The organism is Rhodococcus sp. NS-SX18, from assembly GCF_057367935.1.
In genome coordinates this window covers 3,600,715-3,621,509 of sequence record NZ_CM170633.1, presented here as the reverse complement: position 1 = coordinate 3,621,509, position 20,795 = coordinate 3,600,715, and the positions used below count along the sequence as shown (strand labels likewise).

19 protein-coding genes are annotated in these 20,795 nt (G+C 70.7%); 12 read left to right on the top strand and 7 right to left on the bottom strand.

The window, feature by feature from the left end:
• Nucleotides 1-249 precede the first annotated feature (249 nt).
• The 4 genes from guaB to guaA all read left to right on the top strand — a co-directional run bounded on the left by guaB (nt 250) and on the right by guaA (nt 6,541).
• On the top strand, nt 250-1,773 hold the full coding sequence (guaB, locus tag AC2IPW_RS16775) for an IMP dehydrogenase (RefSeq protein ID WP_040783396.1): 1,524 nt from the start codon (nt 250-252) through the stop codon (nt 1,771-1,773).
• A 71-nt stretch (nt 1,774-1,844) separates the two neighbouring features.
• On the top strand, nt 1,845-2,984 hold the full coding sequence (locus tag AC2IPW_RS16770; RefSeq protein WP_003938026.1) for a GuaB3 family IMP dehydrogenase-related protein: 1,140 nt from the start codon (nt 1,845-1,847) through the stop codon (nt 2,982-2,984).
• Between the two features lie 203 nt (nt 2,985-3,187).
• A complete protein-coding gene (locus AC2IPW_RS16765) occupies nt 3,188-4,921 on the top strand; it encodes a GMC oxidoreductase (protein WP_416061434.1) in 1,734 nt (577 codons plus the stop codon).
• Nucleotides 4,922-4,969: 48 nt separating this feature from the next.
• Nucleotides 4,970-6,541 carry a glutamine-hydrolyzing GMP synthase gene (guaA, locus tag AC2IPW_RS16760; protein WP_003938024.1) on the top strand — a complete coding sequence of 524 codons (1,572 nt, stop codon included), beginning with the start codon at nt 4,970-4,972 and terminating at the stop codon, nt 6,539-6,541.
• A 60-nt stretch (nt 6,542-6,601) separates the two neighbouring features.
• On the opposite strand, the gene AC2IPW_RS16755 is transcribed toward guaA, so the two are convergent.
• A complete protein-coding gene (locus AC2IPW_RS16755) occupies nt 6,602-6,838 on the bottom strand; it encodes a hypothetical protein (RefSeq protein WP_289379271.1) in 237 nt (78 codons plus the stop codon).
• Nucleotides 6,831-8,147: a PspC domain-containing protein gene (locus tag AC2IPW_RS16750; protein ID WP_416061433.1), complete on the bottom strand. Its 1,317-nt coding sequence runs from the start codon at nt 8,145-8,147 to the stop codon at nt 6,831-6,833. Before AC2IPW_RS16750 ends, AC2IPW_RS16755 begins: the two co-directional genes overlap by 8 nt.
• A gap of 133 nt (nt 8,148-8,280) precedes the next feature.
• On the opposite strand from AC2IPW_RS16750, the gene AC2IPW_RS16745 reads away from it, so the two are divergent.
• Nucleotides 8,281-9,555: an ATP-binding protein gene (locus AC2IPW_RS16745; protein ID WP_054374071.1), complete on the top strand. Its 1,275-nt coding sequence runs from the start codon at nt 8,281-8,283 to the stop codon at nt 9,553-9,555.
• Nucleotides 9,552-10,214 carry a response regulator gene (locus AC2IPW_RS16740; protein ID WP_003938020.1) on the top strand — a complete coding sequence of 221 codons (663 nt, stop codon included), beginning with the start codon at nt 9,552-9,554 and terminating at the stop codon, nt 10,212-10,214. Before AC2IPW_RS16745 ends, AC2IPW_RS16740 begins: the two co-directional genes overlap by 4 nt.
• A gap of 7 nt (nt 10,215-10,221) precedes the next feature.
• Here AC2IPW_RS16740 and AC2IPW_RS16735 read toward each other — a convergent pair whose 3' ends face one another.
• Genes AC2IPW_RS16735 through AC2IPW_RS16725 form a run of 3 tightly spaced genes read right to left on the bottom strand, consistent with a single transcriptional unit; the run spans nt 10,222 to nt 13,037 of the window.
• Nucleotides 10,222-10,707, bottom strand: coding sequence for a hypothetical protein (locus AC2IPW_RS16735; RefSeq protein WP_486375232.1), 486 nt, complete (start codon nt 10,705-10,707; stop codon nt 10,222-10,224).
• Nucleotides 10,704-11,771, bottom strand: coding sequence for a DNA polymerase III subunit beta family protein (locus AC2IPW_RS16730; RefSeq protein WP_486375231.1), 1,068 nt, complete (start codon nt 11,769-11,771; stop codon nt 10,704-10,706). Before AC2IPW_RS16730 ends, AC2IPW_RS16735 begins: the two co-directional genes overlap by 4 nt.
• A gap of 39 nt (nt 11,772-11,810) precedes the next feature.
• Entirely contained in the window at nt 11,811-13,037 is a 1,227-nt protein-coding gene (locus AC2IPW_RS16725; RefSeq protein WP_371384330.1) for a serine/threonine-protein kinase, read from the bottom strand.
• Between the two features lie 129 nt (nt 13,038-13,166).
• Between AC2IPW_RS16725 and AC2IPW_RS16720 the strand changes: the two genes are divergently transcribed.
• From AC2IPW_RS16720 to AC2IPW_RS16710, 3 genes are read left to right on the top strand one after another with little or no spacing between them, the layout of a single operon-like run.
• On the top strand, nt 13,167-13,952 hold the full coding sequence (locus AC2IPW_RS16720) for a hypothetical protein (RefSeq protein ID WP_486375230.1): 786 nt from the start codon (nt 13,167-13,169) through the stop codon (nt 13,950-13,952).
• Complete coding sequence (locus AC2IPW_RS16715) at nt 13,949-15,517, top strand: DNA polymerase Y family protein (protein WP_486375229.1); 1,569 nt, start codon at nt 13,949-13,951, stop codon at nt 15,515-15,517. The genes AC2IPW_RS16720 and AC2IPW_RS16715 overlap by 4 nt, the downstream gene beginning before the upstream one ends.
• Before the next feature lie 15 nt (nt 15,518-15,532).
• On the top strand, nt 15,533-16,291 hold the full coding sequence (locus AC2IPW_RS16710; protein WP_486375228.1) for an alpha/beta fold hydrolase: 759 nt from the start codon (nt 15,533-15,535) through the stop codon (nt 16,289-16,291).
• A 14-nt stretch (nt 16,292-16,305) separates the two neighbouring features.
• Here the strand turns inward: AC2IPW_RS16710 and AC2IPW_RS16705 are convergent, their stop codons facing one another.
• Nucleotides 16,306-16,617: a nucleoside triphosphate pyrophosphohydrolase gene (locus AC2IPW_RS16705; protein ID WP_486375227.1), complete on the bottom strand. Its 312-nt coding sequence runs from the start codon at nt 16,615-16,617 to the stop codon at nt 16,306-16,308.
• A 32-nt stretch (nt 16,618-16,649) separates the two neighbouring features.
• Between AC2IPW_RS16705 and AC2IPW_RS16700 the strand changes: the two genes are divergently transcribed.
• Both AC2IPW_RS16700 and AC2IPW_RS16695 read left to right on the top strand, forming a co-directional pair.
• A complete protein-coding gene (locus tag AC2IPW_RS16700; RefSeq protein ID WP_486375226.1) occupies nt 16,650-17,741 on the top strand; it encodes an HNH endonuclease in 1,092 nt (363 codons plus the stop codon).
• A gap of 43 nt (nt 17,742-17,784) precedes the next feature.
• On the top strand, nt 17,785-18,252 hold the full coding sequence (locus tag AC2IPW_RS16695; protein WP_003938011.1) for a DIP1984 family protein: 468 nt from the start codon (nt 17,785-17,787) through the stop codon (nt 18,250-18,252).
• 399 nt (nt 18,253-18,651) lie between these two features.
• Here AC2IPW_RS16695 and AC2IPW_RS16690 read toward each other — a convergent pair whose 3' ends face one another.
• Nucleotides 18,652-20,034, bottom strand: coding sequence for a dicarboxylate/amino acid:cation symporter (locus AC2IPW_RS16690; protein ID WP_003938010.1), 1,383 nt, complete (start codon nt 20,032-20,034; stop codon nt 18,652-18,654).
• Between the two features lie 238 nt (nt 20,035-20,272).
• Between AC2IPW_RS16690 and AC2IPW_RS16685 the strand changes: the two genes are divergently transcribed.
• Nucleotides 20,273-20,794 carry a hypothetical protein gene (locus AC2IPW_RS16685; RefSeq protein ID WP_486375225.1) on the top strand — a complete coding sequence of 174 codons (522 nt, stop codon included), beginning with the start codon at nt 20,273-20,275 and terminating at the stop codon, nt 20,792-20,794.
• The last annotated feature ends 1 nt before the right edge of the window (nt 20,795 follow it).

Genomic DNA, 20,795 nt, shown 5'->3' with positions numbered 1-20,795 from the left:
TCCGCGCCAGCCGTCACACCGTGGACTTCCCGCGCAGCTTCGTGTACGCGTGCGGATGCGCGTGTGTGCCGGTCCCGGTGAACCGATACGATAGTTCATGAGCAGGGCATCGTTGTTCGGAGTGTCCGGGGAACGGTGTGCACCGCTCGCACCATTGTCTTTCACGACATTGTGTTCCGTAATCACCGATGCCGGGCCGGGGCCCACCCGCCCGCACCGTATCGACGCGTCATGGAGGGTCCGAACCGCATGAGGAGTACCGGAGGGCACGTGCATACCGGCGGTGACGACCCCGACAAGGTCGCCATGCTGGGTCTGACCTTCGACGACGTGCTGCTGCTTCCGGCCGCGTCGGACGTCATCCCGAGCCAGGTGGACACGTCGAGCCAGCTGACCCGGGACATCCGCCTCCGGGTTCCGCTGGTCAGTTCCGCAATGGACACCGTCACCGAGTCGCGCATGGCCATCGCGATGGCCCGCGCCGGTGGCATGGGCGTCCTGCACCGCAATCTGTCCGCCGAGGCGCAGGCCGCGCAGGTCGAGACCGTGAAGCGGTCCGAGGCGGGCATGGTCACCGACCCGGTCACCTGCAAGCCGACCGCCACCCTCGCCGAGGTCGACGCCATGTGTGCGCGCTTCCGCATCTCGGGGCTGCCCGTCACCGACGACGAGGGTCAGCTCGTCGGCATCATCACCAACCGGGACATGCGGTTCGAGGTCGACCAGAACCGCCCGGTCGCGGAGGTCATGACCAAGGCGCCGCTGGTGACCGCGCAGGAGGGTGTCACCGCCGAAGCCGCCCTCGGGTTGCTGCGCCGTCACAAGATCGAGAAGCTGCCGATCGTCGACGGGCAGGGCCGCCTGACCGGACTCATCACCGTCAAGGACTTCGTCAAGACCGAGCAGCACCCCGACGCCACCAAGGACCGCGACGGCCGCCTGCTCGTCGGTGCCGCCGTCGGCGTGGGCGACGACGCGTGGACCCGGGCCATGACCCTGGCCGACGCCGGGGTGGACGTGCTCGTGGTCGACAGCGCCCACGGTCACTCCGCGGGTGTCCTCGGGATGATCGCCAAGCTCAAGACCGAGGTCGGCGATCGGGTCCAGATCATCGGAGGCAACGTCGCGACCCGGGCGGGCGCCGCAGCGCTCATCGAGGCCGGCGTGGACGCCGTGAAGGTTGGCGTGGGTCCCGGCTCCATCTGCACCACCCGCGTCATCGCGGGTGTCGGCGCGCCGCAGATCACCGCCATCCTCGAGGCCGTCGCCGTCGCCAAGCCCGCGGGCGTGCCGGTCATCGCCGACGGCGGCCTGCAGTTCTCCGGCGACGTCGCCAAGGCGCTCGCCGCCGGCGCCTCCACGGCCATGCTCGGCTCCCTGCTGGCCGGCACGGCCGAGTCGCCGGGTGAGCTGATCCTGGTCAACGGCAAGCAGTTCAAGAGCTACCGCGGCATGGGTTCGCTCGGCGCGATGCAGAGCCGGGGCGCGGGCAAGTCGTACTCGAAGGACCGCTACTTCCAGGACGACGTGCTCTCCGAGGACAAGCTGGTGCCCGAGGGCATCGAAGGTCGCGTGCCGTTCCGCGGTCCGCTGCAGCAGGTCACGCACCAGCTGATCGGTGGCCTGCGGGCAGCGATGGGCTACGCCGGTGCCGCCACCATCGAACAGCTGCAGGAGGCCCAGTTCGTGCAGATCACGGCGGCAGGTCTGAAGGAGAGCCATCCCCACGACATCACGATCACGGCCGAGGCACCGAACTACGTGGTTCGGTAGAGCAAGAGTCCGCGATCGGCCCCCGCCGGAGTGTCCGGTGGGGGCATCTACCTGAGAAGAAAGGGACGCGCGTGCGCGACCTGGTTGAAATCGGCATGGGGCGAACCGCCCGACGCACCTACGAGCTGGACGACATCAACATCGTGCCGTCCCGCCGGACGCGCTCCTCGAAGGAGGTGTCGACGGCCTGGCAGCTCGACGCGTACCGATTCGACATCCCGCTGCTCGCCCATCCCACCGATGCGCTGGTCTCGCCGTCCTTCGCGGTGCAACTGGGCAAGGCCGGCGGCCTCGGCGTCATCAACGGTGAGGGACTGTGGGGCCGGCACGCCGATGTCGATGCCGAGATCGAACGCCTCGTCGGCATCGCCGAATCCGACCCGGACCCGGCAGCGGCGATCGCCCACCTGCAGAAGCTCCACGCGGCCCCGCTGCAGCCCGACCTGCTGGCCGCCGCGATCGCGCAGGTACGCGACGCCGGTGTGACCACGGCCGTCCGGGTCAGCCCGCAGAATGCGCGGGCACTGACTCCGCACCTGGTGAAGGCAGGCCTCGACCTGCTGGTTGTCCACGGGACCATCATCTCCGCGGAGCACGTGGCGCACGGTGCGAGCGAGCCGTTGAACCTCAAGACGTTCATCTCCGAATTGGACGTGCCGGTCGTCGCAGGTGGTGTGAGCGATCACCGCACCGCGCTGCACCTGATGCGTACCGGCGCGGCGGGCGTCGTCGTCGGCTACGGCTCGACAGCGGGCGCCACCACCACCAGCGAAGTGCTGGGCATCGGTGTGCCCATGGCGACGGCGATCGCCGACGCTGCCGCCGCCCGTCGCGACTACCTGGACGAAACCGGTGGCCGGTACGTCCACGTCATCGCCGACGGCGACATCGAGACCTCGGGCGACCTGGCCAAGGCCATCGCCTGCGGCGCCGACGCCGCCGTGCTCGGCGCCCCTCTCGCGGTCTCGGCCGAGGCCCCGGGCCGTGGTTGGTACTGGCCGTCGGCGAGCGCGCATCCGTCCGTGCCGCGCGGCGCGCTGCTGCAGGTCGCCTACGACGAGCGCCCGAGTCTGGACCGCGTGCTCACCGGTCCGTCCGACGACCCGTTCGGCTCGCTGAACCTGGTCGGCGGTCTGCGTCGTGCGATGGCGAAGTCGGGCTACTCGGATCTCAAGGAGTTCCAGAAGGTCGGCCTGACCGTCCGCGCCTGACCGCCCCTGCGCCTTTCCCGCTGTGGCCGAATGTCACATCGCGTCGATTCGATCGAAGCCATGTGACATTCGGCCACAGCCGTTTCCGGGCCTCACCTGCGGTTTACGGAACTCGAGGTTACAGTTAGGGCACCCTTGTGGCAGTGGTCACAGCAAGTCCGTGCATACTGGTGAGTAACAACCAGCTTCATGGAGGTGTTTCGGTGGGTGAGCAGCGCGCGACGGACTACGACGTCCTCATCGTCGGATCGGGTTTCGGCGGAAGTGTGACGGCCCTGCGGCTCGTGGAGAAGGGCTACAAGGTCGGCATCCTCGAAGCGGGCCGGCGTTTCGCCGACGCCGACTTCGCGAAGACCAGCTGGGATCTCAAGCGATTCCTCTGGGCCCCCAAGCTGGGGTGCTTCGGCATCCAACGGATCCACCTGCTGCACGACGTCCTCATCCTTGCCGGAGCCGGCGTCGGCGGGGGTTCCCTCAACTACGCCAACACCCTCTACAAGCCGCCGGCGCCGTTCTTCGAAGACGGCCAGTGGGCACACATCACCGACTGGGACGACGAGCTCAGCCCCTTCTACGACCAGGCGCGTCGCATGCTCGGCGTGGTGCAGAACCCGCACATGACCCCCGCGGACCGGATCGTCAAGTCCGTCGCCGAGGACATGGGTGTGGGCGACACCTTCATCCAGACTCCCGTGGGGGTGTACTTCGGAGAGCCCGGCCGTACCGTCGCCGACCCGTACTTCGGCGGTGTCGGCCCCGACCGCACCGGCTGCATCGAATGCGGCGAGTGCATGACCGGATGCCGACACGGCGCCAAGAACACACTGCTGAAGAACTACCTCGGGCTCGCCGAGCGGGCCGGCGCCGAGATCGTCCCGCTCACCACGGTCACCGGCCTGCGCCAGGCCTCCGACGGCACGTGGGACGTCGACACCGAGCGCACCGGCACCTGGAAGCGGAAGAACCGTCGCACCTACACCGCCGGGCACGTCGTCCTCGCCGCCGGCACGTGGGGCACCCAGCATCTCCTGCACCACCTCAAGGACACCGGCGCCCTGCCGGAACTGTCCGACCGGCTGGGCCATCTGACCCGCACGAACTCCGAGTCGATCGTCGGCGCCGGGAAGATGAGCGTCGACCCGGACCTGGATCTCACCCGCGGGGTGGCGATCACGTCGTCGTTCCATCCCACTGCCGACACCCACATCGAGCCGGTCCGCTACGGCAAGGGCTCCAACGCGATGGGTCTGTTGCAGACCTTGATGACCGACGGTGGCGGCCGCACGCCGCGCTGGCTGAAGTTCCTCGGCCAGGTGGTGAAGAACCCGGTCCAGATGGCCCGGATGCTCAGCGTCAAGGACTGGAGCGAGCGCACCATCATCGCCCTGGTCATGCAGAACCTGGACAACTCGATCGTCACCTACACCAAGAAGGGCCTGTTCGGTCGCCGCAAGGTCACCAGCCGGCAGGGCCACGGGCACCCCAACCCGACGTGGATTCCCGTCGGCAACGAGGCCACCCGCCGGATCGCCGAGAAGATCGACGGCGTCCCGGGCGGCACCTGGGGGGAGATCTTCAACGTCCCGCTCACTGCGCACTTCCTCGGTGGCTGCGTGATCGGCACCGATCCCGAACACGGTGTCATCGACCCGTACCACCGCGTGTACGGATACCCGACGCTGAGCGTCGTGGACGGGGCCGCCGTCTCGGCCAATCTCGGTGTCAATCCGTCGCTGACCATCGCTGCGCAGGCCGAGCGCGCGGCGGCGCTGTGGCCGAACAAGGGGGAGCAGGACCTGCGTCCCGGCCAGGGGGAGGGCTACCGCCGGCTGGACCCGATCGCCCCGAACAAGCCGGTCGTTCCGGCCGGCGCCCCGGGCGCGCTGTCGCTGCCGATCGTCGAGGTCCGCACCGGGTCCGCGTCCGGCGTCGCCTGACCCGAACCGCCGTTCGTTGGACGAGGACCGGGCCTCTAGACTGTTCGGGTGTCGCAAACCCAGCAGTCCAGGCCGGTCCTCGTCGTCGACTTCGGAGCCCAGTACGCGCAGCTGATCGCCCGCCGCGTCCGCGAAGCCAAGGTCTACTCCGAGGTCGTGCCGCACACCACCCCGGTGGAGGAGATCGCGGCCCGCGATCCGCTCGCCGTGGTGCTCTCCGGTGGCCCCTCCAGCGTCTACGCCGACGGGGCACCGCAACTCGACCCGAAACTGTTCGACCTGGACGTGCCGGTGTTCGGGATCTGCTACGGCTTCCAGGCCATGGCCCAGGCGCTCGGCGGCACCGTCGCGCACACCGGCAATCGTGAGTACGGGCGCACCGAGATGTCCGTCACCGGAGGTGTCCTGCACGACGGCCTGCCCGCGACACAGCCGGTGTGGATGAGCCACGGCGACGGGGTCACCGCCGCGCCGGAGGGCTTCGAGGTGACCGCCAGCAGCGCCGGCGCGCCCGTGGCCGCGTTCGAGGACCGCGCGCGCCGCCTCGCCGGCGTGCAGTACCACCCTGAGGTGCTGCATTCCCCGCACGGCCAGCAGGTGCTCAGCCGCTTCCTGCACGACATCGCCGGTATCCCCGCCGCCTGGACGGCCGCGAACATCGCCGAGGCCCTGATCGAACAGATCCGCGAGCAGGTCGGTGACGGACGCGCCATCTGCGGCCTGTCCGGCGGGGTCGACTCCGCGGTCGCCGCAGCCCTGGTGCAGCGGGCCATCGGCGACCGCCTGACGTGTGTGTTCGTCGACCACGGCCTGATGCGCGAGGGCGAGCGGCAACAGGTCGAGAAGGACTTCGTCGCCGCGACCGGGGCGAGGCTCGTCACCGTGGACGCCGCCGACACGTTCCTGCGGGAACTGGCCGGCGTGACGGATCCGGAGACCAAGCGCAAGATCATCGGCCGCGAGTTCATCCGCAGCTTCGAAGGCGCCGTCTCGGAGGTGCTCGGCGAGAACGCCGCCCACGGCGAAACCGTCGAGTTCCTGGTGCAGGGCACGCTGTACCCGGATGTGGTCGAGTCCGGCGGCGGCACCGGCACCGCGAACATCAAGAGCCACCACAACGTCGGTGGCCTGCCCGAGGATCTGCAGTTCGCACTGGTCGAGCCGCTGCGGCTGCTGTTCAAGGACGAGGTGCGGGCAGTCGGGCGTGAACTCGGCCTGCCGGAGGAGATCGTCGGCCGCCAGCCCTTCCCCGGCCCGGGCCTGGGTATCCGCATCATCGGCGAGGTCACCCGCGAGCGCCTCGCGATCCTGCGCCGCGCCGACTCCATCGCCCGGGAGGAACTCACAGCTGCCGGCCTCGACAAGCAGATCTGGCAGTGCCCGGTGGTGCTGCTCGCCGACGTGCGGAGCGTGGGCGTTCAGGGTGACGGCCGCACCTACGGTCACCCGATCGTGCTGCGCCCGGTCTCCAGCGAGGACGCGATGACCGCGGACTGGACCCGCCTGCCGTACGAGGCCCTGGAGCGCATCTCCACCCGCATCACCAACGAGGTGCCCGACGTCAACCGCGTCGTCCTCGACGTCACGAGCAAGCCGCCGGGCACCATCGAGTGGGAGTGAGACGCGGCTGCGCCCTTCGGATCGGAACCGAAGGGCGCAGTGCGTTCCGGGGCGACGGTGTCAGCGCTTCTTCTTGCCCGGCGCGAACACCAGCGTCGCGCCGACGACCACGGCGAGCGCGACGAGTAGCCAGCGGAACTCGACGTTCGCCAGCGGCTCGAGGGAGAACGGCCCGATCAGCGCCCACGCGCTGACGGCCAGCGCCGCGATCGCAGAGAGCAGCATCAGGATCGACGGGCCCCGTCGCCGGGCGCCGGACGCCGGCTGGGTGGGGTCGGTGTAGTCGGTGTCAGCCACGGCGCACCTCCGAGTTGCCGAATGCGGTGTCGAGATTCAGGGTCAGGACCGGTCCGCCGACGCCGTCGTCGCCGCCGTCGAGGCCCTGGATCGTGCAGGGGTTCGAAGCCCGTTCGGTGCAGACGACGTCGACGTCGAGGTTCTGCGGCAGCAGGACCTCGGTGGCGCCGAATCGGGTTTCGACGGAGACGGTCTCGTCCTCGGTGAGTTCGAGTCCGCGCAGGTCCAGTTGCAGAGCCCCCATCTGCACCGAGTACTCCGGCTGCAGTTCCGCGGCAGTGCGGGGCGAATACAACTGCTCTCCCCACGACGAGGTGTCGATCGGTCCGACGAGCGAGGCGAGCACCACGAACCCGAGCAGTGGACCGGTCACCACCAGCAGTCCGTAGCCGCGATGCAGGAATGCCCCGACGAGCAGGCCGAGCCCGATCACCACGAGCGCGATCGCACCGATGCGCGCCGGGGTGAGCCACGCGACCTCGCCGGCGGAAGCCACCGCCCCCGCAGCCGCCGCGGCGAGCACCGCCAGGCCCAGCACGGTCGTGGTCAGCCGGGAACGAGGCTGTTTCGCGGGCACGACGGCCGTCGTGGGCGCAGGCTCGGGCAGGTCCCATGCGAACGGTGCGACACCGAGCGGATCCCACGACGGTGGCGTGGGGCGCTGCAGCAACGGATCCTGTGGGGGTGCCGGTTCCGGCCCGGGGGACTGGTCGCCGGGCCGGGGCGATTCCGGTTCCGGCTTCGTCCAGAAGTCCGGGTCCGCCGGTGCGGGGCCGGGGGCGGCGCTGTGCTGCGCGAAGGGTGCCTGCTGGTACTGACTCTGCTGGAACGGCGCCTGGAAGGGGTTCTGGGGGAACAGCTGCGGTGCCCCGGGCAGGACCGGTGGTTCCGGCCGGCGCTGGTACAGCAGCCACAGACCGCCGAGCATCAGCACCATGCTGACGAACCCGGAACCGCCCACCCCGGCGCCCAGCGGACCGAAGGCGCTCGCCGCGACGGCCAGCACCACCAGCAGCACCACGACCTTGGTGCTCGATTCGGAGCTCTGGCCGCGGCCGACGAGGGATTCGGCGGGGGAGACCTGATCGCCGTAGCGCGGCAGCAGCAGCCAGCACACCAGATACAGCACCAGGCCGGCGCCGCCGAAGAAGGTGGACACCACGAACGCCACGCGGATCAGCACCGGATCCACGTCGTATCGCACGCCGATGCCCGCGCACACCCCGGCGACGTGGCCCTGTCGTGGCAGCCGGACCGGACGGGTGCGCCACATGTCCGAGAGCTGCTCGGGGAAGCTTCGCGTGTTCATGAACCACATCCTTCTGGACCGGCGCACCGTCGCGCATCAGGGACCGACCCTGATTTCCGCGCCGGTGCGCGGTCGCCGGTTCAGGGTTCGTCCCCGATGCCCGGGACGGGGTACGCGTGCCAGTATCGAAGGTATGCAGCCGGTTCCCTACCCACCCCTGCCCACCCCCCGCCTCGAGCGCCGGGTCGGTGGCCGGGTCGTGGGCGGCGTGGCCGGCGGCCTCGCCGACCATCTCGGGGTCGACGTGCTCAAGGTGCGGGTGGCGTTCACGGTGCTGGCGGCGCTGGCCGGCCTGGGCATCGTCGCCTACGGACTGCTGTGGGTCCTCACACCGCAGGGCTCGGACACCGAACCGCCCTCGCCGACCGAACGGCGCCGGGCCCTCGGCCTTGCGGTCATCGGAGTGGGCCTGGCCGTGGGGCTTTCGTGGCTGTTGAACGGCGGCGTGGGCTCGGTGATCGCCCCCGTCGTCGTGGTGGCGGTGGGCGCCGCGCTGGTCTGGCGCGAGTTCGACGCGGAGGGACCACGTTCGGTGCTGGGCCTGCCCGCCCGCCCGACGGTGCTCACCTGGGCGCGGGTGGTCGGCGGTGCCTCGCTCATCGTGATCGGGCTCGGCGTCGTGATCCTCGCCCAGGTCGACGTGGCGGCCCTACGTTCGTCGGTGCTGGCCGTGCTGGTGACGCTGGTCGGGGCCGGCCTGCTGTCGGTGCCGCTGTGGGTGCGGATGTGGCGCGCGCTCGAGGAGGAACGTGCCGCCCGCGTCCGCAACGAGGAACGCGAGGAGATCGCGTCGCACCTGCACGATTCGGTGCTGCAGACGCTCGCCCTGATCCAGAAGCAGGCCGACAACTCGCAGGAGGTGCTGCGCCTGGCGCGCAGCCAGGAGCGCGAGTTGCGGCGCTGGCTGTTCGGCGGTGGCGAGACCCCGCACACCAGCCTGGCCGAGGCGCTGCGCACCATCGCCGGCGAGGTGGAGGACCAGCACGGGGTATCGGTGGCGCCGGTGATCGTGGGCGACGTGACGCCCGGCGACGACGAGGACCTCACCGCCGAGTCGTTCACCGCCCTGCTCGGTGCCACCCGGGAGGCGCTGGTCAACGCAGCCAAGCACGCGCAGGTGGACAGCGTGGACCTGTTCGTCGAGGTCGAACCCGAGCAGGTGAGTGTCTTCGTCCGGGACCGCGGCGTCGGCTTCGACGAGTCCGCGGTCCCGGAGGACCGGCAGGGCCTGGCCCGTTCGATCCGGGGCCGGGTGGAGCGTCGCGGCGGCCGGGTCGTCGTGCGCTCGAACCCCGGCAAGGGCACGGAGATCCGCATCCACATGCCCCGTGCCGGTACCGGAGCGGAGCGCACGACAACCCTAGAGTGGGAGGGCACCGACGCCCGTTCAGAGGAGCAGCCCACTTGACGTCACTCGACGCCTCCCGCCGTTTCCGTGTGTTCCTGGTCGACGACCACGCCGTGTTCCGCTCGGGGGTGCGCGCAGAGCTCGGCCGGGAGGTCGACATGGAGGTCGTCGGCGAGGCCGGCACGGTCACCGAAGCGGTCACGGGAATCGACGCCACCCGCCCCGACGTGGTCCTGCTCGACGTCCACATGCCCGACGGGGGTGGGGTGGCGGTGCTCGGACGGATCGCCGACGGGCCGGTGTGCCTGGCGTTGAGCGTGTCCGACGCCGCCGAGGACGTCATCGCGGTGATCCGGGCCGGCGCGCGCGGGTACGTCACCAAGACCATCTCGGGATCCGAACTGGCCGACGCGGTGCGACGGGTCGCCGGCGGGGACGCGGTGTTCAGCCCGCGTCTGGCCGGATTCGTCCTGGACTCGTTCACCGGCCGCTCGAGCGTGCCGGAGCCGCCGCTCGACCCCGAACTCGATTCGCTCACCCCGCGCGAACTCGAGGTGCTGCGCCTGCTCGCGCGCGGTTACACCTACCGGGAGATCGCCGAGGAACTGGTGATCTCGGTCAAGACCGTCGAGACGCACGCGTCGAACGTGCTGCGCAAGACCCAGCAGTCCAACCGCAACGCGCTCACCCGGTGGGCGCACCGGCGGCGGATCGACTGACCGGAATTCAGTGCGTGGGCAGCCGCGCGGTCGAGCCGGTCGCGAGTGCCGCAGCGACGTGCTCGATCCCCGCGCGTACCGTGCGGCCGTACCCGTCCTCGGGCAGGATGTCGACGCAGTCGCGGGCCGCCGTCAAGTGCTCCGTGGCGACCGCGAAGGACCCGAGACGCCGGTAGTCGTCGGCGAGATTCGGGTGCAGCGACGGCTGGAAGGCCCGCACCTGCAACGCGGCGTGGTGCCGGGCGAGCCGGTCGTCGTCGAGGGCCGCGGCCGCGTCGAAGGCGCGGAGGTCCCAGGTGAGGGAGACGGCGGGATCGTCGTACAGATCTGCCAGGTAGTGAGCCAGAGCGCAGCGGTGCAGGGGATCGCCGTGCGGCCCCATGCTCGACCACAAGGCCACCAGCCGAGTCCGGGCGGTGGTGTTGTCGCCGGAGCGGCCGGCTGTGACCGCGTCGGTGACGGCGGCCATGATTGGGTCGGGATCGGTGGTCACGGTCGTTCCTCTCGGGGGACGGGCATGGCCAGCGTGGTCAAGTCCCCGGCCGCGGCGGAACGGATCACGACGGGCCGGTCGTAGGAGGCGATGTCCAGCAGCACCTCCGGGCCGACGGCGGTGTCGAGGGCGGCGCCCAGCCCGTCCCGGTCGAAGGCGAGATCCAGGTCGGCGCCGGTGACGTCGGCGGGCAGCACGCGGTCGTGCCTCCCGTGGCCGACGGTGAGTGCCGTCTCCCGCACGCGAAGGTCGATCGTGCCGGCCGCAGCGTCGCACACGGCCCCGGCCAGGGCGTCGCGGTGCACGATCACGCGCGTGACCGGCGGGGTGAGGACGGCGAGCATGCTGCGGTAGTCGGGGAAGGTTCCCTCGACGGCGGGGCAGCTGTGCCGCTCACCGTCCGCGCCGGTGAGGGTGAGCGCGCCCGAGTCGTCGAGGGCCAGGCCGACGTTCTCGTGTTCCCGCAGTGACGTGGCGGTCCCGCGGAGCGCGGAGCTGTCGGCGACGGTGCGGAACGGGTCCCCGGTGCGGGCCGCGGCCGTCACCGAGCCGGTGGTCAGCCGGTAACGGTTCGTCGCCGTCAGGACCACCGCCCCGGCATTCACCTCGACGAGAATTCCTGTCAGACAAGGAATTTTCGGATCCATGGCGATGGACGGAAGGACGCGTTCGACGGTGTCGGCGAGGAGCCGGCCTGGCACGGCGACCGCCGGCGGTGCCGCAAGGGCGGTGAGGCGGGACTTGACGGCGGAGGCCAGCCGGGTCGCGCGCTCGGCCCGGCGATGCAGTTCGGCGACGTGTTCGTCGAGCAGCGCGGCACCGGACTCGGCGTCGCCGTCGAGGATCCGGCCGACGTCCTCGAGCGGGACGTCGAGTTCGCGGAGCTGACGGATCGTCACCGCTCGTTCGCGTTGGTCGACCGTGTAGTACCGGTAGCCGGTGACGGGATCGACCATGGCGGGCACGAGCAGCCGGCAGTCGCCGTAGAACCGCAGCGCCCCCGGGGTGAGCCCGCTGAGCCGGGCCATGATGCCGATCGTGATCAGGTCTGGGGAGGGGGTCACGGCACCATCATCGAGCTTCGGCCGACCCGAAGGTCAAGCTCAGCTGACGGCGACCGCGATGATCAGGGCCACGATCAGAGCGAGAACGATCACGGCCACCATGACCGCCATCGCCATCGGCGCGAACGCGACGATCTTCTCCTGCGTGGTGCGCGGCGGGGGCCCGGTGGGGCGCAGCCGGCGCAGCAACTCCGCGGGGCGGGGTACGCCCCGGAGCGAGACGGGCTGGGGAGCGGCGGGCAACCCGGTGAGAGTGCCGCCGGTAGCCGCGGTGCGCCGGGATCCCACGACGGGTGCGGTGGCGCGCCGGGCCCACACGGGGACGGTTCCGTCGGCGGACAGGATCGGACGGCCGCGAAGCAGCTCCGGGTCGGCGTCGGCCCCGAGGACGACCGCGGCGAGACGGTCCCGGGCCTGCTCCATTGTCGGGCGACGGGCAGGGTCGGGTTCCAGCATCGCGAGCAGGACGTCGGTCAGTGGGCCCGTACGAGTCGGCGGGATGATCTCGGCGCGGGCGACGCGGTGCAACAGGGCGATCGAGTCGGGATCGATGCCGAACGGCGGCTGACCCTCGATCGCGGTGTAGAGGGTCGCACCCAGGGAGAAGACGTCGCCGGCCTCGGTGGGATCGCTGCCGCGGGCCACTTCGGGTGCGAAGAAGGCAGGGGTGCCGGTGATCACGCCGGACCGGTCGTGATCGCCCTTGGCCCGGGCGATGCCGAAGTCGCTGATCTTCACCCTACCCAGTTCGCGGCCGCGCTCGGCGACGAGGATGTTGCCCGGCTTGATGTCGCGGTGCACGATCCCGGCAGCGTGGGCGGCGGCGAGTGCGTCGGCGATGTGTGCGCCGATCTGCGCCACCTCGAGCGGCGGCAGGGTGTCGGCGATGTTCATCACCTGGGCGAGGCTGCGGGAGGGAAGATGCTCCATGACCAGCCACGGCTCGCCGGAATGAAGGGCGACGTCGTACATCGCGATCGCGTGCTCGTGGGTGAGGCGGGCAGCGATCCGGCCCTCCCGCAGCGTGCGGCGGCGGATCTCCTCGGCGGCCTCCGTGGGCAGGCCCACGGTCGAGGTGACCTGTTTGACGGCCACGTCCCGATCGAGCAGGGTGTCGTGGGCGAGCCAGACCGCTCCCATGCCACCGCCACCGAGTTTGGAGACGAGCCGATAACGTCCGGCCACCAAGTGATCCGGGCCGACGACGCTTGCCGCTCGCTCCTGTTCCGACACCTTGACGAGGGTAGTGGATGCCGCGGGGGCCATCGCTTGACGGGCGCCCCGGAGTCGGGTCTACTGAAGTCGTTCGAATACATGTTCGAACAACCGCGTCTTCCCCGCGGTTTGTCGGTGGGCCGTGTTATACGCGGCCGGCGCAGGGCGAGGGGAGTTCGTGTGGGTGAGGTGGCCGAGTTTCCGGTCGAGGGCGGGTCGCAGGATCCGGTGGGTCCCTCCCGGCAGGAACGGCTCGAGGCGTTGCGTCGGCAGATCGCCGCGATCCCTGCGAGAGGGGAGAGCGCCCGTCCCCGCCCGGCGGAACCCACCGCATCCCCGGTGCCGGCCGACCGGCTGCTCCCGGTGCCCGAGCCACTCGCCCGGCTGCTCCCGGGCGGCGGCCTGACCCGCGGATCCGTCGTAAGCTTCTCCGGCGCAACATCTTTGCTGCTCGGTGTGCTGGCCTCGGCCACCGCCGCCGGTGGGCACGCCGCAGTCGTCGGTCATCGTCGCCTCGGCCTGCTCGCCGCCGCCGAGATGGGGGCCGAGTTGAGCCGGATCGCGCTGATCCCCGACCCGGGGCCGGACCCGGTGGAGGTGGCCGCCGTCCTGCTCGACGGCATGGACCTCGTCGTTCTCGGTCTCGGGGGCGCCGTGGTGCTGCCGTCGCGGGCCCGGGCGGTGGTCGCTCGGGCCCGGAGCAAGGGCGCGGCCCTGGTGGTCACCGACGGCCGGTGGGACGGGGCGCACGTGCGGCTCGAGGCTGCGGTGCACGGTTACCGGGGGCTGTCGGCCCCGGCCCGGGGCAGGCTGTGCGGTACCAGGTTCTCCGTGCGTGCGCAGGGCCGGTCCTTCAAGCCTCGGTCGGCGCGAATGGACCTGTGCGCCGGTCGAGCCGGGGTGGAGTGGCGACCGGGTGGACCGGCGCAGGTGGGCAGTCCCCGGCCTGCCGAGGTGGCGCTGTGAGCGAACCCCGCCCGGCCCGGGTGGTGGCCCTGTGGTGCCCGGACTGGCCGGCGATCGCTGCCGCCGCGGCCGCCGACCTGCCGCCGACGACGCCGGTGGCGGTGATCTCGGCCAACCGGGTGGTGGCCTGTTCCACGTCGGCCCGGGCAGCCGGGGTGCGACGAGGTCTGCGCCGCCGGGAAGTCCAAGCCCGGTGCCCGGATCTGTATGTGGTCCGAGATGATCCGGATCGCGACGCGCGGTTGTTCGAGCCGGTGGCGGCGGCGATCGATGCGGCGGCGCCGGGCGTGGAGGTGCTGCGTCCCGGTCTGGTGGTGCTCGCCGCGCGCGGTGTCGTGCGCTGGTTCGGTTCCGAGGAAGCAGCGGCCGAGCGACTGATCGACGAGGTGGCCGCCGTCGGCGTCGAATGCCAGGTGGGCATCGCCGACGAGCTGTTCACGGCGGTGCTCGCCGCCCGCCACGCCCGTCTCGTCCCGTCCGGTAGAGACGAGGAATTCCTTGCGCCTTTGAATATTTCGGAGATCTGTCTGGAGCCGTCCCTGGCTGCCCCGGAGCGCGTCGACCTGGTGGACCTGCTGAAACGGCTCGGGCTGCGCACGATCGGGGCCTTCGCTGCCCTCTCACCGACCGATGTCGCCTCCCGCTTCGGACCGGACGCCGTCGCCGCGCACCGCGACGCACGGGCACGGCCGCAACGACCGCCGTCCGGCCGTGCCCTGCCGCCCGATCTGGTGGTGGAACGTCCCTGTGATCCGCCGCTCGAACGGGTCGATTCGGCCGCCTTCGCCGGCCGGGCGCTTGCCGCGCTGCTGCACACCCGGCTGGCCGCGGCGGGAGTGGCCTGCACCCGGCTGCTGGTGGCCGCTCGCACCGGCAACGGTGAGGAACTGACCCGGACGTGGCGCTGCGCCGAGCCGCTGACCCCGGACGGCACGGCCGATCGGGTGCGCTGGCAACTCGACGGCTGGCTCACCGGGCACAGTGCGGCCCGCCCTACCGCCGGAATCGTCCTGCTGCGGCTCGAACCGGTGGAGGTGGTGACGGCGGGGTCGCTGCAGCTGGGTCTGTGGGGCGGGGTCGGCGACGAGGACGAACGGGCCCGGCGCGCCCTGGTGCGGGTGCAGGGACTGCTCGGTGCCGACTCCGTGTTGGTGGGGGTGCTCAGTGGTGGACGTGGCCCGGTGGAACGGGTGACCCTCGTGCCGTTGGGGGAGGAGTCGGTGCCGGCGACGGATCCGTCGGCGCCGTGGCCGGGCCGGCTACCGCCGCCCGCCCCGGCTGTGGTGCTCACCACCCTGCCCGGCGTGGCGCTCGAGGATACGGCGGGCACCCCGGTGACGGTGACCGAGCGCGGTCTGCTCAGCGGCGATCCCGGCCGGCTGAGCTGGGGCAGCCGCAGCTGGCGGGTGCGCGGGTGGGCCGGACCGTGGCCGGTGGACGAGTACTGGTGGGATCCGGCGGCGGCGCGGGCGGTGGCGCGGCTGCAGGTGCGACTCGAGGAGTCCCGGGCCCTGCTGGTGATCCACGTCGACGAGCACTGGCATGTGGAGGGCGTCTACGAGTGAGTACGCTCGATCGACGTGGAGACCAGTGTGTTGACGACCGCGCCGAACGGGGTGGCGATCGCCTACCGGGATTCGGCTCCCACGACGGGCCACCACCCCGTGCCGGTGCTGCTGGTGCACGGGATGGGCGGCGACGGCCGCACGTGGGACCGGTTCGCCCGGTCCCTGCTCGCGGCCGGCCGGCGGGTCGTGGCGGTGGACCTGCGCGGCCACGGACGCAGCGCCCGCGCCGCGTCCTACAGTTTCGACGAGTTCGGCGCCGACGTGCTCGGGCTCTGCGAGCACCTGGGCCTCGAGACGGTCGACCTCGTCGGGCACTCCCTCGGCGGGCACACCGGATCCCTCGTCGCGCAGCAGCGCCCGGGTCTGGTGCGGCGGCTCGTGCTCGAGGAGGCCCCCCTGCCGCTGCGCCCGGGTGATCCGCCGCCGGTGCTCGGTGGCCGTCTGCCGTCACCGGCCGAACTGTGGCACGCCTCGACGGGCCTGCTGCGCAATCCGCGCGCGACCTTCGCCTTCGACCGCTCCATGACCGGCTCGGCCATCACCCAGTTCCGGGCGCCGAATCCGATGTGGTGGGAACGTCTTCCGCAGATCACCGCGCCGACGCTGATTCTGCGGGGCGGGCCCGGCAGCATGGTCGATCCGACCCGGCTCACCGCCGCGGTGGACGTCCTCGGCGACGTCGCGGTCCACGACTTCACCTGCGGCCACAGCATCCACCGCGACCGGCACCGCGAGTTCGAGGCCACCGTGCTGCCCTTCCTCACCGACTGAGCGGAACTCCGGGTCTACCGGAGCTGGTCCAACCAGATGCGGCGATCGAAGCCGCCGCGTTCGGCCCGCTTTCCCGCGGCCGCGGCAGCCACCTCGTCCGCGGTGATCCCGAACGCGGAGAGCACAGCCGTGAACACCTCGTGCACGTCGGCCAGTTCGCCGAGCCGCTCGTCGTAGTTCTGTGCTTCCCGCAGTTCGCGCGCTTCCTCCGCCAGCTTGTCGAGCAGGGCGCGGCGGTACTCGTCCCGATCGAGTACGCGAATGCGCGCCACCCGGCCGGCGGCTTCGATGATCTCGGGAATCCGGTCGCGGACCAACTTGCCCATCGTGGTTCCTTCCGCTGCGCTACCGTCGCGGGGTGGACGGTACCGGATCACCGACGGATCCTCTCGCGCTCGGTCAGCGCGTCGTCGCGGTCCTCGAGACCGGAGCGCGCACCGCCACCTACAAGCTGGCAACCCTGTCGGCCCTGGTCGGCGTCTGCGTCGAACATCTACCGGCGGACCCGGCCGCGGCACTCGACGTGCCGATCGACGCTCTCGCCGAGCGGGTGATCGACCTGTACTGGCCCCAGGTCCGCCCGTTCGACGGACATCGGCTCCGCCAGTCCTCGCAGCCCAGGGCTCGGATCCTGACGGCGGTGGAGGCGCTGCGCGGCGCGGCGAACGCCGGCGGGGTGGTCGGTCTGTCCCTCGCGAGATTGCGGAAGCCCGACCTGTACCGCGAGACCGTCGCGGAGGTCGCGCTCACGCTCGCGCAACAGCCGCTGTACCGGCTTCAACGGTTGCCGGGCAGACGCGGCGAGCCGTTCCTCTACGACGACTCCTGGCTGCATTCCGGAGTCACCCGGGCAGCGATCGTCCGGCAGGGCGGCGCGATCCGCCTGTTTCCGGGAGTTGCGGCGGCCCTGGCACGCCTGTCCGGTCTGCTCACTCCGACTCTGGAGATCCTCTGGGTTCAGGACGTGCGCCGGTACAACGTCTTCCTCGACGAGGACGTCCCCGACATTGCGGGGCACCTGTTCGGCCGCGAGCGCGTCTCGCTGACGAAACCTCGGGTGGCGCTTCGTGAGGCGTTCGGAGCGCGTTGCTTCTACTGTGCGGCAAAGCTTTCCGATGGAAGTCCGGTCGACCACGTACTACCGTGGTCCCGGGCATCCCTCGACGGACTGGCGAATCTCGTACTCGCCTGCGGAGCATGCAACACCGACAAGCGGGACTCGCTGCCCGCACTGGCGCACACCGAACGGGCATTGAGCCGAGATCGCTCCGTCCTCGAACAACTCGCCGCCGACATCGGCTGGCCGACCCAGTACGACCGCACCCTCGCCGCCGCTCGCGGCCTGTACCGCAGCTCGCCCCTGGGCACGCCGACGTGGCAGGGCCGTTCGCGGACCGGAACGTGGGACACGGTATTCCCGCCCGGCTGGGTCGTCTCGACGGTGCCGTAAATCGGGTACGCATGAATTCACCGCTCGTCTACGATTCGACGTCATGCGGCTGGCGGAGGCACTCGCCGAACGAGGCGAGCTGAAACGACGGATCGAGCAGCTCGGCACTCGGGTCGTGGCGAATGCCCGATATCAGGAAGGGGAGGAGCCCGCCGAGAACGCCGGCGAGCTTCTCGAACAACTCACCGACGCCGTCGATCGGCATGCTCTGCTGATCGCTCGGATCAACAAGACGAACACCGCCACCCGTGTCGGAGACCGGACCCTCACCGATGCGCTGGCCGAACGGGACGCTCTGCAGACGCGGCACCGTGCGCTCACCGCGGCCGCGGACGCGGCCTCCGGTGGCAAGGATCGATACGGCCGACAGCTCCGGTCCGAACTAGCGTACGTCTCGGCACTGTCGGTCCGGGACCTGCGGCGCACCGCCGACGATCTGGCCCGCCGGATCCGCCGGGTGGACCTGGAGATCCAGCGCGTGAACTGGGAGGTGGACCTGATCGACGAGTGATCGTGGGCAGCGGGTACCCGATCGGAAGCGAGCACACGCCGTGGGTCGCGGTGAATCGACCCGTCTGTATCCTCCGGCGCGCGGAGGGCAGCGCAGCGGGTTCGAGTCCCGCGCACGGAGCAGCCCTGCACGACGCACGAGGACACGGTGCACGCCGGCACAGTTCATCACCACGTGCTGATCCGAATCGGGGAGGGCGGGAACGGGGCACCCACGAACTGCGGGCCGGGAGGTTCGGCACGAGAAGGGAACGACAGGGGAGTACCGCGCATTCGAACCCGCAGTACTCCCCTTCGTCGCCGACTGCGTGAGTCTGCCGTCGGTGCAGTCCCTCACCAGTGCAGTCCCTCACCAGTGCAGTCCCTCACCAGTGCAGTCCCTCACCGTGACTGCAGATCGTCAGACCGCGGCGACGGCGGCGTCTTCGTCCGCGAACGGTTCGCCGCGCCGGTCGGCGTCGTACCGCTCTCGGTCGAGGATCCCTTCACGCTTGGCGACGATGGTCGGCACCAGGGCCTGGCCGGTCACGTTGACGGCGGTGCGGCCCATGTCGACGATCGGCTCCACCGCGAGCAGCAGCCCCACCCCGGCCAGCGGCAGACCCAGGGTGGACAGCGTCAGGGTCAGCATCACCGTCGCGCCGGTGGTGCCCGCGGTGGCGGCCGAACCCACGACGGCGACGATCACGATCAGCAGGTAGTCGGTGATGCCCAGCGGTACGCCGTAGAACTCGGCGACGAAGATCGCCGCGACGGCGGGGTAGATCGCGGCGCAGCCGTCCATCTTGGTGGTGGATCCGAGCGGAACCGCGAACGCGGCGTACTCACGTGGGACGCCGAGGTTGCGTTCCGTGATGCGCTCGGTCAGTGGCAAGGTGCCGATGGACGAGCGGGAGACGAAACCGAGCTGCGTCGCCGGCCACACGCCGGAGTAGAAGCTGCGCACCGACAACCCGTGCATGCGCAGCAGGATCGGATACACCCCGAAGAAGACGACAGCCAGGCCGATGTAGACGGCGGCGGTGAACCATCCCAGCGAACCGATGGCGTCCCAACCGTAGGTGGCGACGGCGTTCGCGATCAACGCGGCGGTGCCGATCGGGGCCAGGCGGATGATCCACCACAGCACCTTCTGCACGATCGCCAGCAGAGACGCGTTGATTTCGAGGAAGGGTGCAGCCTTGTCCCCCACCTTCAGGGCGGCGATACCGACTGCCACGGCGACGACGAGCAGCTGCAGCACGTTGAAGCTCAGCGTCGTGGTGGCCGCGCCCTCGGCGAGCGTGGTCTTGACGTTGAGGCCTAGGAAGTTGTTCGGCACCAGGCCGGTGAGGAATGCCCACCAGGAGCCGGTGGTCCCGGGTGCCTTCTCGGCCGAGGTGCTGACGTCCGTGCGCGCACCGGGTTCGACGATCAGACCGACGACGAGGCCGACGATTACCGCGACGAAGGCTGTGAAGGCGAACCACAGCAGGGTCTGTACGGCGAGACGCGCGGCGTTGGTCACTTCGCGCAGATTCGCGATGGAACTCACGATGGCGGTGAAGATCAGGGGGATCACCGCGACAGTGAGGAGTTTGACGTAGCTCGAACCGAGGGTGTGGACGGTGCCCACGAGCCAGTTCTCGTTGCCGTCGGCGGCGTCGGGCATCGCTCGTGCGACGAGACCGACGACGACGCCGACGACGAGACCGAGGACGATCTGGGGGCCGAAGGAGGTAGCCCATCGGGGCAGGCGCCGCGAGGTCTTCTCGGCGCGCGCGGACAGGGCGGTGTCGGGCATGGGTGTGCCTTTCGAATGAAGAAGTCGTAGCACAGCGCCGGATGCGGCGGCCTACGACGGGAGGGTTCCTGGAAGAGCGGTCGTCAGAGCGAGCGCGAACAGATGGCGCTCGCCTGGAGCTCGAGGTCGACGTATCGCCGAGACGTCAGGAACAACACCGCGCCCACTGTACTCGCGGGGGAATGGCAGATTCGAATACGAGCCAGGCGACGTGCGTCACACCACCTACGATCGCCCCATGGCTCCGACTGCTCCGGATCGCAGACTCCTCGCCACGGCCGCGCTGTTCGTGGTGTCCCAGGCGAACATCGCCCGCGTGCTCGGCCCCGCCGCGCCGGCGGTGGGACGGATCCAGACCGCTCGATCGGCGGCGGCATACCGTGCCGTTCTCGACGGACTCGACCCAGACACCGTCGCGCGCTATCGCCGACACTACTACTGGGATCTGTTGCATCCCTTGACCTTTGCCCTCGCGCTGCGGGCCGGCGCGCGATCGCTCGCCGAGCACCGGCCCGTGCCGGCGCGCATCCGCCGCGCCCTCGCCGTCGCCCCCGCAGTGGCCGCGTTCGCGGACTACGTCGAGAACGTCGCGGGTCTGTATCTGCTCGACCACCGGGACCGCATCACCGACACCACGGTCCGGGCGGCGACGACGGTCAGCACCGTGAAGTGGGTGCTCGCGCTCGGCTCCCTCGCCTACCTGTCCCAGGGTTTCCTCGGTCTGTGGACGCGGGCCGGCCTGCGCCGGCTGGGGAGATGAC

Excerpts from the sequence above, each read along its gene's own strand:
- guaB (WP_040783396.1), top strand. The coding sequence starts at position 250 with ATGAGGAGTACCGGAGGGCACGTGCATACCGGCGGTGACGACCCCGAC.
- AC2IPW_RS16750 (WP_416061433.1), bottom strand. The coding sequence starts at position 8,147 with ATGAACACGCGAAGCTTCCCCGAGCAGCTCTCGGACATGTGGCGCACC.
- AC2IPW_RS16745 (WP_054374071.1), top strand. The coding sequence starts at position 8,281 with ATGCAGCCGGTTCCCTACCCACCCCTGCCCACCCCCCGCCTCGAGCGC.
- AC2IPW_RS16725 (WP_371384330.1), bottom strand. The coding sequence starts at position 13,037 with ATGGCCCCCGCGGCATCCACTACCCTCGTCAAGGTGTCGGAACAGGAG.
- AC2IPW_RS16705 (WP_486375227.1), bottom strand. The coding sequence starts at position 16,617 with ATGGGCAAGTTGGTCCGCGACCGGATTCCCGAGATCATCGAAGCCGCC.
- AC2IPW_RS16695 (WP_003938011.1), top strand. The coding sequence starts at position 17,785 with ATGCGGCTGGCGGAGGCACTCGCCGAACGAGGCGAGCTGAAACGACGG.
- AC2IPW_RS16690 (WP_003938010.1), bottom strand. The coding sequence starts at position 20,034 with ATGCCCGACACCGCCCTGTCCGCGCGCGCCGAGAAGACCTCGCGGCGC.
- AC2IPW_RS16685 (WP_486375225.1), top strand. The coding sequence starts at position 20,273 with ATGGCTCCGACTGCTCCGGATCGCAGACTCCTCGCCACGGCCGCGCTG.